Source organism: Stappia stellulata DSM 5886, assembly GCF_000423705.1.
Lineage (GTDB): Bacteria > Pseudomonadota > Alphaproteobacteria > Rhizobiales > Stappiaceae > Stappia > Stappia stellulata.
Genome location: NZ_KE384082.1, coordinates 743,398 through 758,685, shown reverse-complemented (window position 1 = coordinate 758,685; position 15,288 = coordinate 743,398). Strand labels below are relative to the sequence as shown.

At 63.3% G+C, this 15,288-nt stretch carries 8 protein-coding genes, 1 tRNA gene and 1 pseudogene; 5 read left to right on the top strand and 5 right to left on the bottom strand.

The genetic code is table 11. The features are described 5' to 3' along the window. Positions 1-19: 19 nt before the first annotated feature. Both G572_RS0115850 and G572_RS25570 read right to left on the bottom strand, forming a co-directional pair. On the bottom strand, positions 20-1,306 hold the full coding sequence (locus G572_RS0115850; protein ID WP_029059316.1) for a UDP-N-acetylglucosamine 1-carboxyvinyltransferase: 1,287 nt from the start codon (positions 1,304-1,306) through the stop codon (positions 20-22). 179 nt (positions 1,307-1,485) lie between these two features. Continuing rightward, entirely contained in the window at positions 1,486-3,183 is a 1,698-nt protein-coding gene (locus tag G572_RS25570) for a cyclic peptide export ABC transporter (RefSeq protein ID WP_156884655.1), read from the bottom strand. Positions 3,184-3,768: 585 nt separating this feature from the next. Between G572_RS25570 and G572_RS0115840 the strand changes: the two genes are divergently transcribed. From G572_RS0115840 to G572_RS26840, 3 genes and pseudogenes are all read left to right on the top strand, one after another. Next, a tRNA-Met gene (locus tag G572_RS0115840) sits at positions 3,769-3,845 on the top strand. A 416-nt stretch (positions 3,846-4,261) separates the two neighbouring features. Further along, positions 4,262-4,960: a hypothetical protein gene (locus G572_RS26310; protein WP_156884653.1), complete on the top strand. Its 699-nt coding sequence runs from the start codon at positions 4,262-4,264 to the stop codon at positions 4,958-4,960. 616 nt (positions 4,961-5,576) lie between these two features. Next, positions 5,577-5,690, top strand: a pseudogene (locus G572_RS26840) (IS481 family transposase); the annotation flags it as partial. A gap of 78 nt (positions 5,691-5,768) precedes the next feature. On the opposite strand, the gene G572_RS26770 reads toward G572_RS26840, so the two are convergent. Then, on the bottom strand, positions 5,769-10,136 hold the full coding sequence (locus G572_RS26770) for an autotransporter domain-containing protein (RefSeq protein ID WP_084650281.1): 4,368 nt from the start codon (positions 10,134-10,136) through the stop codon (positions 5,769-5,771). 141 nt (positions 10,137-10,277) lie between these two features. Then, entirely contained in the window at positions 10,278-11,081 is an 804-nt protein-coding gene (locus tag G572_RS0115825; protein WP_029059313.1) for a helix-turn-helix transcriptional regulator, read from the bottom strand. Between the two features lie 633 nt (positions 11,082-11,714). Between G572_RS0115825 and G572_RS0115820 the strand changes: the two genes are divergently transcribed. Further along, entirely contained in the window at positions 11,715-12,887 is a 1,173-nt protein-coding gene (locus tag G572_RS0115820; protein WP_029059312.1) for a BaiN/RdsA family NAD(P)/FAD-dependent oxidoreductase, read from the top strand. A gap of 179 nt (positions 12,888-13,066) precedes the next feature. On the opposite strand, the gene G572_RS0115815 is transcribed toward G572_RS0115820, so the two are convergent. After that, the gene (locus G572_RS0115815) at positions 13,067-14,062 is read right to left on the bottom strand and encodes a LacI family DNA-binding transcriptional regulator (RefSeq protein ID WP_029059311.1); all 996 of its coding nucleotides are present in this window, start codon (positions 14,060-14,062) and stop codon (positions 13,067-13,069) included. 153 nt (positions 14,063-14,215) lie between these two features. Here G572_RS0115815 and G572_RS0115810 point away from each other — a divergent pair, with 153 nt between their 5' ends. Further along, a complete protein-coding gene (locus G572_RS0115810; protein ID WP_037547263.1) occupies positions 14,216-15,238 on the top strand; it encodes an ABC transporter substrate-binding protein in 1,023 nt (340 codons plus the stop codon). Positions 15,239-15,288 lie beyond the last annotated feature (50 nt).

Here is a 15,288-nt window from a genome sequence, read left to right as displayed (position 1 = left end):
CAACCGGGTTGCCGCAGCCTCAGGTCCAGCGCACCTTCGCGCCCAGCTCCGTCAGCTTTTCCACGAAACGCGGATGCGCCCGGCGGATGGGATCGGCGTTCTTGATCAGCGACTGGCCTTCGACCTGGATCGCGGCCAGGAACAGGCCAAGCACCACGCGAATGATATAGGGCGCTTCCACGACCGCCGGACGCAAGGAGTTTCCGCCAAAGACGATCAGCCGGTGCGGGTCCGACAAATGCACACGTGCGCCGAATTTGGCGAGTTCCGAACTCCAGCCGAGCGCGCCCTCGTAGATCTTGTTCCAGAACATGATCTCCGACGTGCAGCCGACCGCCACGCCAATGGCCTGGGGCAGGAGGTCGGCGGGAAAATACGGCCAGGGCGCGGCCTCGATCTTGGGCAGCATTTCGCGGGTGTAGGGGCGCTGGACCTCGCGCGTCCAACCAACGACCGTGATCGCACCTTCTTCGACCTCGAACTGCAGGCCGAGCTTGGCGAGCTGGCGCAGGATCAGCGTCATGTGCTCTGTCACGTCGGTCTTGACCGTCAGCCGGCCGCCGGTGACGCCACCGATCGCCAGGAAGGTCGCGACCTCGTGGTGATCGTCGGGAACGCGGGCGCGGGTGCCGGAGAGCTTCTCCACGCCGGTGATCGTCAGCCGCGAGGTGCCGAGGCCGTCGATGCGCGCGCCCATGTCGGTGAGCATCCGGCACAGCGCCTGAACATGCGGCTCGGAGGCCGCATTCATCAGGACGGAGGTGCCGCGCGCGGTCGCCGCCATCATGGCGAAGGTTTCGGTCGCGGTGACGGAGGCGTAATCGGCCCAGATCTCCTGCCCCTCGAGCGCGCCCTCGCGGCGGATATCATAGGGCTGTGTGTCGACGATCCGGCTGCCGAACTGCTCCAGGATCTCCAGGTGCGGGTCGATCTCGCGCATGCCGAGCGCGCAGCCCTTGGCGTCCGTGTCGAAGCGCAAGGTGCCGGTGCGCACCATCACCGGCGCCAGCAGCAAGACGGCGGAGCGGATGCCCAGCGGCAGTTCCGCCTCCGCGTCTCGAAAGGCCTTGAAGTCGTGGCGGATGGTCAGGGTCGCCCCATCGTCGGCGCGCGCAACCGTGGAGCCCATGCGCTCGAAATAGGCGAGAATTTTCTCCACATCGCTGATTTCGGGCACGTTTTCCAGCGTCACCGGCTCATCGGTAAGCAGAGTCGCGCATAGCATCGGCAATACGGCGTTCTTGTTTCCCGATGGAGTGACCGTTCCTGAAATCGGGTGTCCGCCGTCGACGAAAAGATCGGCCATGTGACGCATGTCTCCAGATGGTGCCGCTTGATGCCTTTCCCGGCGCGCAGGACGTTCGGGCAGGCTCCTGGCTGTTTCCTACTGGAGAATGCGGCTTGCGGCAAACGGCAGTTGTCGGGCCGTCGTGTGGCGACGGAGCGGCGGTGGCGATGCGGCGTGCAACCTCGCGGCGGCGGGCTTCATATCGCCTTGCGGGCGCCGCCGTTCATGCGCTCGTCGGAAATGATCTGTCCCGCTTCCATCCGGATCAGCCGGTCGCATTGCGTGAAGCGGTGCTCGTCATGGGTCACGGCCAGGACGAGATGACCGTCGCGCGCCATCTGCGGCACCAGCACGTCGTAGAAGAGCGCGCGGCGCACCGGGTCCTGATCGGCGGCAAACTCGTCCAGAACGATGATCGGGCGCTTTTCGGCAAGCGCCACGGAAAGCGCCAGTCGCCGCTTCTGCCCGGTGGACAGCGCGAGTGTGGAAAATTTTTCGTCCGTCACCGACACGCGGTGGGCAAGGTCGAGCTCCGCGAGATGGCCGGGGATCGCTGCCCGCTCGTCGTCGCTCAGGCCATAGAGCCGCGAGAACAGGTGGAATTCGCTGAACACCGCGCTGAACAGGCTGCGGTAGCGGATCAGGTTTGCGGTCCCCACGGCCTGACCGTTGAGCAGGATCTCGCCTGCGTCCGGCTGGCGCAGGCCCGTGAGCAGGGAAATCAGCGTCGATTTGCCGGCGCCATTTCCACCGCAGATGAAGACGACCTCGCCCGGCACCAGTGTGAGGTCGAGGGGCCCGACGGTGAAGCTCTCGTCGTCGCCGGCCGCGCTCGTGCTCGTCAGGATCGTCGTTGCGCCCTTGAGCTCGATTGCGCGGAACGCAGGCGGCGGGAGCGAACGGTCAACGAGGACGGCCGCGGTGTCTTCGGTTTCCTTGATAAGGTCGCGTTCCAACCCGTCGATCAGGCGCTTCGCCACGGTCGCGCGCGAAAACGAGGAGAGGTTTCCCATCACCGTCTCGATCGGGCCGTAGGTGAGCAGAACGACGGTGAGGATTTGCAGGACGGTTGCCGTTTCCGTTCCCGCCAACAACGGCAGGCCGACGACGATGGCGCACAACAGGCCCATCATCGCGCCCTGGGCGAAGACCTGACCCAGGCTGTAGTAGCGTTCCGCCACCAGTTTCAGTGCGCGTTCGCGCAGGGAGATAGCGACGATTTCGTCCTGCAGGTCCTCCTTGCGCGCCTCGCGCAGGCGCAGTTCCTTGTAGCCGCGCAGCACATCGTTGATCCGGTCGAAGAACTGCCACTCGATGCGCGATGCGGCTTCCGCGCTGGCCTGTGCGGGGCCCTGGGCAAGAAGGTAGCCGAGGCCGCCAATGACGACCGCGGCGAGCGTCGCAGCCCCGCTCGGCCACGACAGATAAAACAGATAGGGAATGCAAAAGGCGATCAGCAGGCAGGCTTCGAGCGATTCGATGAAGTTCGTCGAGGCGCTTGAGATCTGGTTCACCTCGTGGGTGACGATGGAATAGACCTTGCCCTGGTCGCGGCCGGCCAGATAGTCGGCGCGCGCATCGAGCAGTCGGCGGCTCAGCCGGGTGCGCATGCGCCTCTTGGTGGTTTCCACAAGCTTGAAGGAGTTGACCCGCGCCAGATGCGAGAATGTCAGCGTCGAGACCACGGTGACGGCGAGCAAGGCGACGTTGCCCGCCGCGATTGCCGCGCCACCGGCGATCAGATTGATGGCGTAGATCATGCCGGATCGGGTGAAGCTTGCCAGGATCGCAAAGGCGAGCACCGGGGAGCGCAGCAGGTTGCCGTCGCGGACCAGAAAGGAGAACAGCAGGAAAAGGCTGCCCACCGCCGAGTTCTTGTTCCTGGCACCGCTCACGCGCTGCTCCCTGTATCCTGCGTCCGCCCTTCCCGTGGCGGGCCGGGCAGACCGGTTCCGCGCCTTGCGCCGGCCGCCTGCAAGGCGATGGCCACGGCGCGGTTCTCTCGTACCCTTCCGTTCGCTCGCGGGCAAGCGCAAGCGCGGTTCGCGTTACCCCGGATCGTCAACGAGAGCGTCGTGCGACCGTCTCGGTGCGTTCGGATCATGCATTTCCGGCGCGATCTGTGTGCTGCCCTTCGTGCCAAGGCATGTGCTTGTTCGATGGGCCGCGACGCCGGCCATGCCGCGCTTTCGCGGCGGGGTGTGCAAGCATGACATCATGCCGGCGGCGGCTCCCTCGGGAAGGGGGATCTGGCGGGAAGAAGGTGCGTGCCTTTGGCGTGCGGGCGAAGCCGAGACCGTCGGGGAGGGGGACGGGTGTCTTGGCGTGCCGCGCGGCCGTTTTCCGAAGCGCTGACCGGCATGATTCGTCCGCCCCTGGGGAGAACGGCGTGAAAGCGGCAAGAGGTGGCTTGACAGTGCAGCGCGGCGCCGACTATATGCGGCTCACATCCGTGCGGAAGCCCTTTCCGCGACACGGACGGCGGAGTAGCTCAGCCGGTTAGAGCAGCGGAATCATAATCCGCGTGTCGGGGGTTCGAGTCCCTCCTCCGCTACCAAATTTTCAATTTAAAACAATAAATTGTAAAATCTTCTGTTCCACGGCAATTCCTGGGTCACATTTAGGATCACGACCACGAAAGTGGCTGCCGCTCTTCAGGGCGACCAGTGTTCGTTGGGGCGTCAGTTGAAAATGCGCTTGTCACAATGGCGGAGAAGAACGGAAACGCTTACAGGAAAGCTAGTGCTTAGATTTATCTGGGTTATTTCCCTTGATGTGGTCCATTCAGACTGTTGGTCGTTGCGTACCACAGCATTGCAATTGTTGGAATCATAGGCATCCTTCTCTTCTTGGCCGTACCCGGCCTGTCCGAGAATTCCCTTCGAAGACAATAAATATTTGGCTGTAAAAGGGGTCGGGCCACAACTTATTGTGTGTTGCAAGGGTGATCTCTTGGCTACATGGAGAGTTTCGTTGAGCTGGTATGCAGTTTACGGTTTTTTGAAAGACTGGCAAACCTTGATAGGTTCGTTGCTTGCACTCGGTGCGGCCATCGGAACCATTCGGATGATGAGCCGAAGTGCAGAAGATGACGCCAGGCGACACCAAGATCAAATTGATGAATTGCGGCGTCAAACAGATTTTGAAGATACACGACACAAGGAGCTTCTTGAGCGGAAAGCGTTGGCGGCGCGAGCCCATATGCCTGATGCGATTAGCGAAATCTGCGGGTATTTACGCTCGGTGGTTGCTTTCTTGACAAGCCAGAGCGAGGCACCACCAGAAGAGCCAATTGTCGCTTTAGCGACGTTAAAGCAAGCAATTGAACATATCGACACCGATGCTGCTTTACGCACCTTTGAGATGGTTTCTTGGTATCAAGTGCAAAAGGTTCGAAGAGAAGACATCTCAATGCCGCTTTGCAATCCATATTTCTCGGAACGTCTTTATGATGCGGTGCTTTTATTCGCCTATGCCAATAGCCTATTTGACTATGCACGGAATGAGGAACAGACTGTCTCTACGGACAGGCCCACGCGGCGAGAGATGGACACCGCATTCAAGAACGCCATCGATTTCCGGTTTCGTGTGGCCAATGAAGAGCGGTTCAGGCCGCTTTACGGACATTTCGAACGGCGTCACGAGAATGAGGCCGATCATGTTGAAAATTGAGCTGCCTTACTAAGGGCCACCCTCGACAAGGAGCACCGTCGCGTTCCGTTTGGCCGTGCCTTGTCCGTATTCCCTGTTTCCTCACCCTCAGCTCGGGCTTTCGTTCCAACGCAGGTTTTGCAGCAGTTGCGCGTGCTTGTCGGCTTTGCTGGTTGCCCTCTCCGTCGTCGTCGGAAGGCCCCCAGCACCAGTCACAGCGCGGACCTTGCCGAGGGTATGTAGCCTCAGTGCGTGGATTCTGCATATCCGATAGAACCATAGAGTTCATGCGTAGAGCTTACTTGAAACTGCTGAAAATGGATGAGGATTTAGCCGAAGCCAAACGACGAGGGGAAGAAGCTCGGCGGTCTTCGCGACCAGACGATGAAGCGAAATAAGGTCGTCAAGGTCGACGACGGGCGCCGTGCAGAGAAACTGACAGGCGTGATCCCGACGAGGCCCGTTGCTCCACCACCGGCCTGGGCCTGCGCTGGTTCAAGGTGCGCGGCGTCGGGGGCGAGCGCGTGATGACCGGACCGAAAACGAACCAAGCTACATTGCAAAGCTGTTTCGAAAAGCACTGGAAAGGCTCTCCATCCGCGATATGAGAACCATGCCCTAAACGCCTAAAACCGACGGCAAGGTCGAGCGCTTTGCCCAGACCATGCTCCGGAACTGGGCCTTTGCCATCCCGTTCGCGCCGTCTCCGACACGCGAAGCCGGCCTGCCGAGATGGCTTGACTGGCACAATCACAAACGGCCCATATGGGGATCAGCGGCAAAACATCCGCTCAGGCTCTCAACGGAACAACCTGTTCGCCAGCCACCGCTAGAAACGGACTTCCAGCCTCGCGTTTGCGCCTTGTTCAAGGGCGTTGCGCCCGAAGCGTCCCTGATAGGACACGCCGATTTTTGCAAATTCGCTGACGTTGAAGCGCACGCCTGCCTGCACGAGGGCTGTGTCCCGGTCGATGGGAACGCCCTGGATGGAGAAGCTGTCAATTCCCGCCAGGGCGAGGCGCTGATGGGCGGACAGGCTTCCGATGGCGTGCTGCCAGCCGAGGGTGCCGGTCAGTTCGGCGGTGGTGCCGTTTTGCGCGGACAGGGTCTTCGACAGGCGAACACCGAGGTTGCTTGACCCGAAGAGCTGGCTTGAGGCTTTGCCTGCCAGCGCAACGTCGGAGGAGCCACGCTCCTGAAAGGCGTTGCCTTCCTGATGAACCACCGCAAGACCGGCGTAGGGTTCAAGCCCGAGCCAGGGCGTCTCGAACCGGTAGGAGACGTCCGCGAAGGCCTGGGCCGTGCGCGATCCGTAGTCGGCGGTGACGGCCTCGTCGATGCCGCCGAAGGCGATGTGACGGCGGGTCGACACCTGATGCCAGCTGTTGGAGACGCCGGCCTCAAGACGGACCGCGCCGGAGCGAACCGCGCCATAGGCGCCGAGCGTGAAGCTGTCCGCGGTTGCGCTCGACCTGCGGTTGTCGACGCTTGCCGTCGACCGGCTGAAGCCGGCCAGGAGGCCGAGCCGGACATCCTGCGTCGGGCTGGCTTCCAGGCCGAAGACCCCGCCGCCCGTGTTGCTCGAAAGTGTGGCGGCGTTGCCGTCGCCCTTGAACCGGCCATAGGCGCCGTGGGTCTGGGCCCAGACCTGCAGGCTTGTGAGCGGTCCAGAAACCGCATCCGAAGTCGCGCCGGAGGCCTGAGGCACGAGACTGGAAAAGCTGGCCTCAATGCGCGCGCCGACCGCATCGCGCAGACGGGCGCTTTCGCTTACGAACATCGCCGGCAGGGAGGCATGTATCTCGCCTGACAGACTGTCATAGGCGGCCCGGGCCGAGGGGGCGTCGAGGCCGATCAGCGCGCCGAAAAGCGATGCCGAGAGCGCGGGGTCGTCGAGGCTTGTCGCAACCGCAAACTGGTTGGCGGTCCGTGCCTGCGACGCGAAGTTTGCGCCGTTGCGGGTCAGCTCCAGCACCACCGCGTTCGGTTGGTAGACAAGCGCGGAATCCAGAAAGGCGAGGCTGTCTGTCACGCTGTCGAACCGTCCGAAGACGCCGCCGGCACCGGTCATGATCGTGTAGCTTGTCGTCGGGGAAAAGGGTGGTGTGGCGCCGCTCACCAGCGAAACATTGACCGTCCCGCCCGTCAGGTCGATGCGTCCGGTCACCGTCGTCAGATCGCTCCCGCCGGTTCCGTCCACCTCGACGGCGTAGATGCTTCCAGGGCCGAAGGAAGCGTCGCCGGCCACATTGATGGTCCCGATCGAGTTGCCGGGCGCAAGCGTTCCGCCCGAGGCCAGCGAAAGACCGCCGACTGTTCCGTTGCCCTGGAGCCGCGCCCCGTCATTGACGGTGAAGGTTCCGGCGAGCGTGGTGTCGAGCGTGTAGACAACGCCTGAATGCAGACCGACGTCGCCGGTGAAATTCGATTGAAGCCGTGCCGCGCCGGTGCGGTAGATCTCGGCCGAGCCGGTGAAGCCGGAATAGTCACCCGAGAGCAGCGTCTCGCCGTTGCGCAAGGCGAGCGTGCCGTCGCCGGTCACGTCGGCTTTGAAGTCATGGGCCGTGTCGGTGTGATTGAAGACGATGGTGCCATCGCCCGCGCCGAAAGCGACTGTCTGCGCCTCGAGCGTCCCGGCAGAAACCGGCGCCCTGCCGGTCTCTGCGCCGATCACCAGCGTGCCGGAGGCGCCTGCGCCTGCGGCAAGGTTCACCGTTCCGGTTCCACCGCCGACGACGAGACGTCCACCGTTGGACAGCACCATGGCAGCGCTCCCGCCGGAGGAAACGCCGATCTCGGCGGGACCGGTCACGGTCAGAACGGACCCCGCACCGGCGATCTCTGCATGGGCTTTGCCGCCATCGCCCATGTGCAGGCTCGCGGCGCTGACCACGGCCTTGTCGAAGATCCACAGGTTGCCGCTTCCGCTGCCGCCGGTGTCGCCGAGCCGCAGGTCCGAGCCGATGGTCCAACTCGTTCCCGCACCGGAAATCTCGAATTCGGCATCCCTTGTGCCGGCCGCGGTAGCTGACCCACGCCCGCTCGACATGGTCTTGCCGCCGCCGAAGCTGAGAACGCCCTCGTCGACGCCGATCGTGCCGGAAACGGCTGTGTTGCCGCGCAGAAACACGGTTCCAAAGCCCGTTTTCGTAAGGTTGCGCAAGCCGGAGACTTCGCCGGAAAAGCGGGTAACGTCGTCCTGATCCAGGATCAGATTCGCTTCCGATCCGGTGCTGGTCAGTGTGCCGCCGCTTCCCCACAGCCGCGACATCGTAAGATCATGGCCGCCGAGGTCGAGGGTTCCGCCGTTGATCTCGTAGTGGGTGGTGTCGGCAAAGGCATCCGCGCCCCCGGCACGCAGCGTGCCGCCGTTCACCACTGTCGTGCCGGTGAAGGCAGAGTTGTTGCCGGTCAGGGTCGTGGTGCCGGCGTGGGCCTCGATCGTTCCCTTGCCGCTTATGTCGTTGGTAAAGAAAAGTGCGCTGTTTGTATGGTTGAACACGACGGTTCCGTCGCCCGCTCCGAAGACAAGCAGACCGGAGGAGAAGAAGCCGGCTTCTGCTGCGGCTTCACCGGCCGCTGCGCCGATGTTCAGCGTCGCGGTGCCGCCATCTCGCGCCATATAGGTGGGCGAAGCTGACACAAACTGGGCCAAATTCGCCACGGTCAGAGTGCTCTGGCCACTATCCAGGCCGAGGTTGATGCTGTTGACGACATTGATCCGGGTGCCGGAGACAATCAGCGTGCCGCCATTCACGGTGAGCAGATTGGCTGTCGCCGTTGCCCCGTCGAGGTTGAGCGAGCCGCCTGAAACCGTCAGGTCTCCGAGCGCGGCGCCGGCTGTGCCGGTCATGGTCCAGGTGGAGCTGCCTGTCTTCGACATGGCTTCAAAGCCGTTGTATTTGGTGCCGATATCGCCCAGATCGAAGCTCGCGCCAGGGTTGGTATCTCCTCCCAGGACAAGCGTGTCGCTCCCGCCGCCCGCGATGACATTGCCGGTGATGGTATAACCGGCTTGCAGCTCGAGCGAATTCGTGCCTGAGGTGAATTCAATGGCATTGGCCCGGTTGCTTCCGTCGCCGGAAAGCCCGCCGGAAATCGTGCCGCTGTTGACGATTGTGGCGTTGCTGACGGAAATGCCGGCCCCACCGGCACCGACGGTCAGGCCAGACCCGCCCGAGCCCCCGGTGATCGTGCCGGAATTGAAAACCGTGACGCCGGTCCCGGAAATGGCCGCCCCGCCTGCGCCGCCATTGCCTTTGCGACCGAGAGGGCCAACTGCCGAGTTGCCTAGCGCGCCGCCCGAACCGCCGTGTCCACCCTCGATACTCCCGGCGTTGTTCAGGAAAAACTCCGCACCGGATACCGCGCTGCCGCCAGCGCCGCCGGTCCCGCCGGTGCCGCCAGTGCCCGTCGCGTCGGAATCTCCTCCGTCTCCGCCGGCCCCGCCCGCGCCACCACGGATTGTTGATAGGTTGTCGATCCGAAAGGAAGTGCCGGAAACACCGTTTCCGCCGGCCCCGCCTTCGCCGCCGGACCCTGCGGGGGCCATTCCGCTGCCCGCGCCTTTGCCGCCCGTGCCTCCCGCGTTGCCGGCGAGGGACGCATCATTGACGATGACGAACCCTTGCCCCGAGAGGCCGTTGCCGCCCTCGCCGCCGTTGCCTCCACCGCCGGTTCCGTTGGTTGCCGCCACGCCGGTGATTGTGCCGCTCAGGCGGGCCTTGACAGCCTCGGCCGCCGATACGCCGGAGATGACCAGAGACGTCCCGGAGGCGGAGAAATCCGATCCGGTGATCTCGACCGGCGCGGTTGCCTTGATCGTCACTGCGGCGGCGAAATCCGGCAGCACGCCCGAGACGGCGATTGCATCAAGGGCCGGATCGATCTCGATCACGTCGCCGTCCGACGAGGCATTCGCAATGGCCCAGCTCAGCGACCCTGCGACCGTTCCGCTTCCGTCATCCGTTGCCTGCGTAACCGCATAGGTCGCCGCCTGTACCGTCTCGCCGGACACGGTCATGATCGCCGCGGCGCACAGGGCGGTCGAGGCGAGAAGCCGCAGGGCACGCCGGCGCGCGGGGGGGATCTGGCGGGCTGTCCGGCGGCTTTCGTCCCTGCACACTCCCGGCGTCGCTGCACGGCTCGACGTTTCATGTGCCGCGCCGAAAAGCGCGCGAGACGTCGTGTCGATCATGTCCATGGATCCCCCTGGGCGCTTCGCCGCGTGGCCGGGCGCCGGCATCGCCGAGCGGAAGCCGGCACGGCGCTCTTGCGGCGCAAAATGTTTTCGCAAACCGCTTATGGCGTCGCAGGGGGAGGGAGTTGAATCCCCTGTTTAGGGGTTATTGTTCGAGATCAGGCCCTTGCCGAGCCAGAGAGCCATCAGGCTGGAACGGCTGGAAACACCGTATTTGCGGAAGATCCGCTTCACGTGGTCGTGGGTGGTGTGCGGGCTCTGGTTGTTCTGGCCGGCAATCTGCTTCTCGGTCATGCCGAGCAGGAGCCCCTGCAGCACCGTTTTTTCCGTGGGCGTCAGCGGGGACGACGCAACCCCGACACCTTCGCCCAGCATCTGGTGCTTGTAGAACCAGCGGATCCCGCGCAACGCATGAAAGACCAGCGCCTTGTCCTCGCGGGAAAACGGTGTCTTCTCGAAGCTGCGATGAAAGCCGATCTGCACTTCCGCATCTGCGTTGACAGGGATACCGGCCCAGATGGAATCCAGTCGGTCCAGGGCCTTGTAGTAGCGCTGGTAGGACGGCCCCGCGAACCAGTCCTGGTTTGCCAGTTCGTTCAACAACAGTACCCTGTAGCTGCCAGCCAGCTCCACGTTTCGGATGGTGGTGATGTCCGGCTGGCCCTTCTCCATTTCCTGGAAGGCCTCGTCGATCGCCTGGTTGGAGTTGGCGCAAGGTTTCAGGGTGGACAGGGTGCGCGGGCGCCATCCCTTCATCGGGTCGTCGGCCTGGTTCCAGCTCAGCCGCACGCAGCCGATCCAGTCTGCATTCTGGGCATCCACAAGGCTGCTGATCTGTTCGAGCAAATAGGTGCGAGAGGCCTGGATGTTGACGGCATCGAAGTCGGCAAGGCCGTCCCAGAGCGCATAGATTCTATCGAGGCTTGGCAGATCGAGGGACATGGAGGGTCCGCAAACGGAAGGACAGGCAGGGGCGACACTTGCCATCACTATCGATTTCCCCGGGGAATATCAAAGGGCTGAGTTCGTCGCGGGACCCTTCTCAACACGCTTGAAGGCCTTCTGCCGCACGCCGGGGCGCGGGAAGCCCCCTTTTGTCTTTCGCGCGGCGCCCGGCACGCCCGCTGCACCGGGATCCCGATGCGGACTATCCGGTTACACAAGCACGACATGATCGAAAGTGTTGCGGCGACCGGTTGAAGCCGCCCAAAACAAGAGCAAGTGGCCGCCAGCGGCTGATGGCCGACCACGGAATCACCCGCTCCTCGCCGTTCAGCGCTTCCGGCGCGGCCTTCGCCTTGAACCCGAATGCGTGCTGCCCGGGTTTCGACATCTCTGGCCTCCCTTTCGTCCAAGATTGGAAGAGCCGCGAAGCGTAGCGTGGATCGTTGTCTGAATGTCGGGGGCAGATTCTGACGGTTCGGCTGTCCCATGCCGGGCGTGTCAGTTGATGTCCGCCATCAGGGTCACCATGCACGGCCGAGCTCGTCGCACGATGGTTGATGGACCCTGCGCGCCCATGTGACTGGCGCATTTCCCCTTTTTCTTTGCCACAGAGCATCGTAGAGGACGGGAATGACATTTGATGTGATTGTTCTTGGTGCCGGAGCTGCCGGCCTGATGGCAGCCGCAACAGCGGGACAGGCCGGTTCGCGGGTGCTTTTGCTCGATCATGCGGAGAAGGCCGGCAAGAAAATCCTGATCTCCGGCGGCGGCAGATGCAATTTTACCAACATGGAAACGAGTCCGGATCGCTTCCTGTCCGAAAATCCGCATTTCGCAAAATCCGCGCTCGCCCGGTACACCCAATGGGACTTTCTTGCGCTCATCGAAAGTTATCGCATCGCGTGGCATGAGAAAACGTTGGGACAGTTGTTCTGCGACGGCTCTGCGCGGCAGGTCGTGGCGATGCTTCTCGAGGAATGTGCTCGTGGCGGGGTCGAGATCCGTCTGTCGACGCAGATTGGCGAGATCGGTCATGGTGACGGTCTGTTTCGCGTTGCAGGCGAGACGGCAGCCCAACTGGTTATTGCCACCGGCGGCCCGTCCATTCCGAAAATGGGTGCCACCGGACTGGCCTACCAGATCGCGGAGCGTTTCGGCTTGCCCGTGGTGCCGCCGAGGCCCGCGCTGGTGCCTCTGACGCTGGGGCCGGACGCACAAGCGTTCCGGGACATTTCCGGCGTGTCCTGCCCGGTGACGGCGCATATCGGGGGCACCGCCTTTTCCGAGGCTGCCCTTTTCACGCATCGCGGGTTGTCGGGGCCGGCCATTTTGCAAGCGTCCTCATACTGGACGCCCGGCGCGCCAGTGGTGCTGGAGCTGATCGGAAATGCCACGGAGATTTTGAGCGAAGCGCGACAGCGGTCCCCGCGTGCCCGGCTGCGGTCTGTCTTGAGCGATCACCTTCCAAACCGTCTGGCCGAGGTTCTCTCAACGCATATCGGGCTGGAACGAGAGTTGGGAAACAGTTCGGATGCGGATCTCGCGCGCGCCGCCGAAACCCTGCAGGCCCTGACATTCCATCCGACCGGAACCGAAGGCTTCGCCAAGGCCGAAGTGACGGCCGGCGGCATTTCAACCGCCGCGTTGTCGTCGCGCACGATGGAAGCAAAGACCGTTGCGGGCCTCTATGCCATCGGCGAGGCGGTCGATGTGACCGGCTGGTTGGGTGGCTATAATTTTCAATGGGCCTGGTCCGCGGGATGGGCGGCCGGGCAGGCCATTGCCGCGCGGCGCGGTCGTTGAAAAACCGGATCGCCGTCAATCAATTCCGGATTTTTCTCCCTGCCGGCTCCCCAAAGAGGCGTCTGGGCGCCCGGGCATCCGGCCCGATGCGGTGCCTGTTTGAGCGACACTTTCTGTTTGAACACGATATGGATCGAGACGGCAAAAGGACCGACGGCACGGATGGTGAGAGGCGCGGGCTACCTGCGGACGCTTCCCCGCCAGACCATACGCGAGGAGAGGGTGACCGTTTGCGGCGTGTCGTTCGGCGGCTCTGACAGGTAAGCTGCGGCGGCCTCCGCGATCTCCTCGACCGGCTGGCGGAAGGTCGTCAGGTGGTAGGCTTCCCAGGCCGCCTGATCGATGTCGTCGAAGCCGATCACCGATACGTCTTCCGGGACACGCAATCCGAAGCGCCGGCGCGCCGCGTCGACCACACCGCAGGCGATGAGATCGGTCGCGCAGAAGATACCGTCCGGCCGGTCGGGCATTGTCAGGAGTTGGGTGCCCACATCCAGCCCGGTGCGGTAGGAGGTCATGCCGCTCGCACATTCGACGATGGGCGTTCCGGTCTCTGCCGCCCTCTCCTTGAACCCCTGTCCCCTCGCGACAAGGCTGGGCGTTCCGGCCATTGACGATGCGAAGGCGGGGCGACGGCATCCGGCCGCGGCCAGGGACATGAATGCCTGCCGCCCGGCGACGGCGTCGTCGATGCGAATGCGCAGCGCACCCGGGCGTTCCTCCTCCCTGTTGATGAAAACCAGGCGCATACCGTTTCGCAGACAGGTTTCGGCAAGCGACGTATCGGGCATGCCGGACAGAACGACGGCTGCCTCGGTGCGATAGGAAATCGCCTTGCGCAGCGCCTGGGCGACGCTTTCGTCCGACCGGTCGGTGTTGATCAGCAGGCCGACCTTGCCGGTCTGTTGCAGTCTGCTCGACAAGGCTGCGAGCAGAGCCGCACGATAGGGGGTTTGGACCTCGGACGCGATCAGCGCGACGAGGCCGGTGCGGGACGTCAGCAGGCCACGGGCGAGATTGTTTACCTGATAGCCCAGCTCCTCTGCGGCGGCATAGACCTTCGTCCGTGTCGCCGCCGAAACGGAAGCGCCCGGCGTGAAGGCGCGCGAGACTGCGGTGCGCGACACCCCTGCCAGTTCGGCCACATCCTTTGCGCTAACCTGATGCCTCGTCATTTCATCGCCTTGCAATGCTGTGCATACGTGCTGCCCGGGAAAAAGATACGATAAATTTCTATCATTTCATTGACATGACCTGAAATGAAATTCAACCTGATGCACAGGTGTGCAATTCACCTGTCCCGGTCACGGGAAAAATGGGAGGAAACAATGAAAGCTGTGAAACTCGCCCTTCTGGGCACTCTCGTCGCCATGCCCGGTGCCGCGCTGGCAGATGAACTCAATCTGATCTGCTCGGCGGACGTCGTGATCTGCGAGAAACTGGTCAACGAGTTCGAGGCCAGTCATTCCGATATCGACGTCAACATGATCCGGCTTTCGTCCGGCGAGGCTTATGCCAAGGTGCGGGCCGAGGCGCGCAATCCCCAGACCGACCTTTGGTGGGGCGGCACCGGCGATCCGCATCTCCAGGCGGGTCAGGACGGGCTGAGCGCGCAGTACAAGTCGCCGATGCTCGACCAGTTGCAGGATTGGGCGAAGGGGCAGGCCGAGGTGTCCGATTTCCACACGGTCGGTGTCTATTCCGGTGCGCTTGGCTGGGGGTACAACAAGGAGATTTTCGAGAAGAAGGGGATCGAGCCGCCGAAATGCTGGGCGGATCTTCTGGACCCTGCGCTGAAAGGCGAGGTCCAGATTGCGGATCCGAATTCCTCCGGCACCGCCTACACCGCGCTCGCGACTCTGGTGCAGCTGATGGGCGAAGACGAAGCCTTCGACTTCCTGAAGAAGATGCATGCCAATGTGTCGCAATACACCAAGTCCGGCAGCGCGCCGGTCAAGGCGGCGGCGCGGGGTGAAACCGGGCTCGGCATCGTCTTCCAGCACGACGCCGTATCCCAGGCGGTTTCCGGCTTCCCGATCGGCGTGGTCGCTCCCTGCGAGGGGACCGGATACGAGATCGGCTCCATGTCGCTGATCGAGGGCGCGCAGAATCCGGAAGCAGCCCGCACTTTCTATGACTGGGTGCTCACGGCGGAGGTGCAAAGCCTGATGCCGGAGGCCGGATCCTTCCAGATCCCCTCCAACGCCAATGCCACGCCGCCCAAGGAAGCGCCGGATCTGTCGACGATCAAGTTGATCGACTACGACTTCGCCGAATACGGCGACGCCGACCGCCGCAAGGCCCTCCTTGCGCGTTGGGACGAGGAAGTCGGTTCCCTGCCGGTTCAGTGATCTCGGCTCGCGACGGGCGGCCCACGGGCCGCCCGTCTCTGCTTCATCTT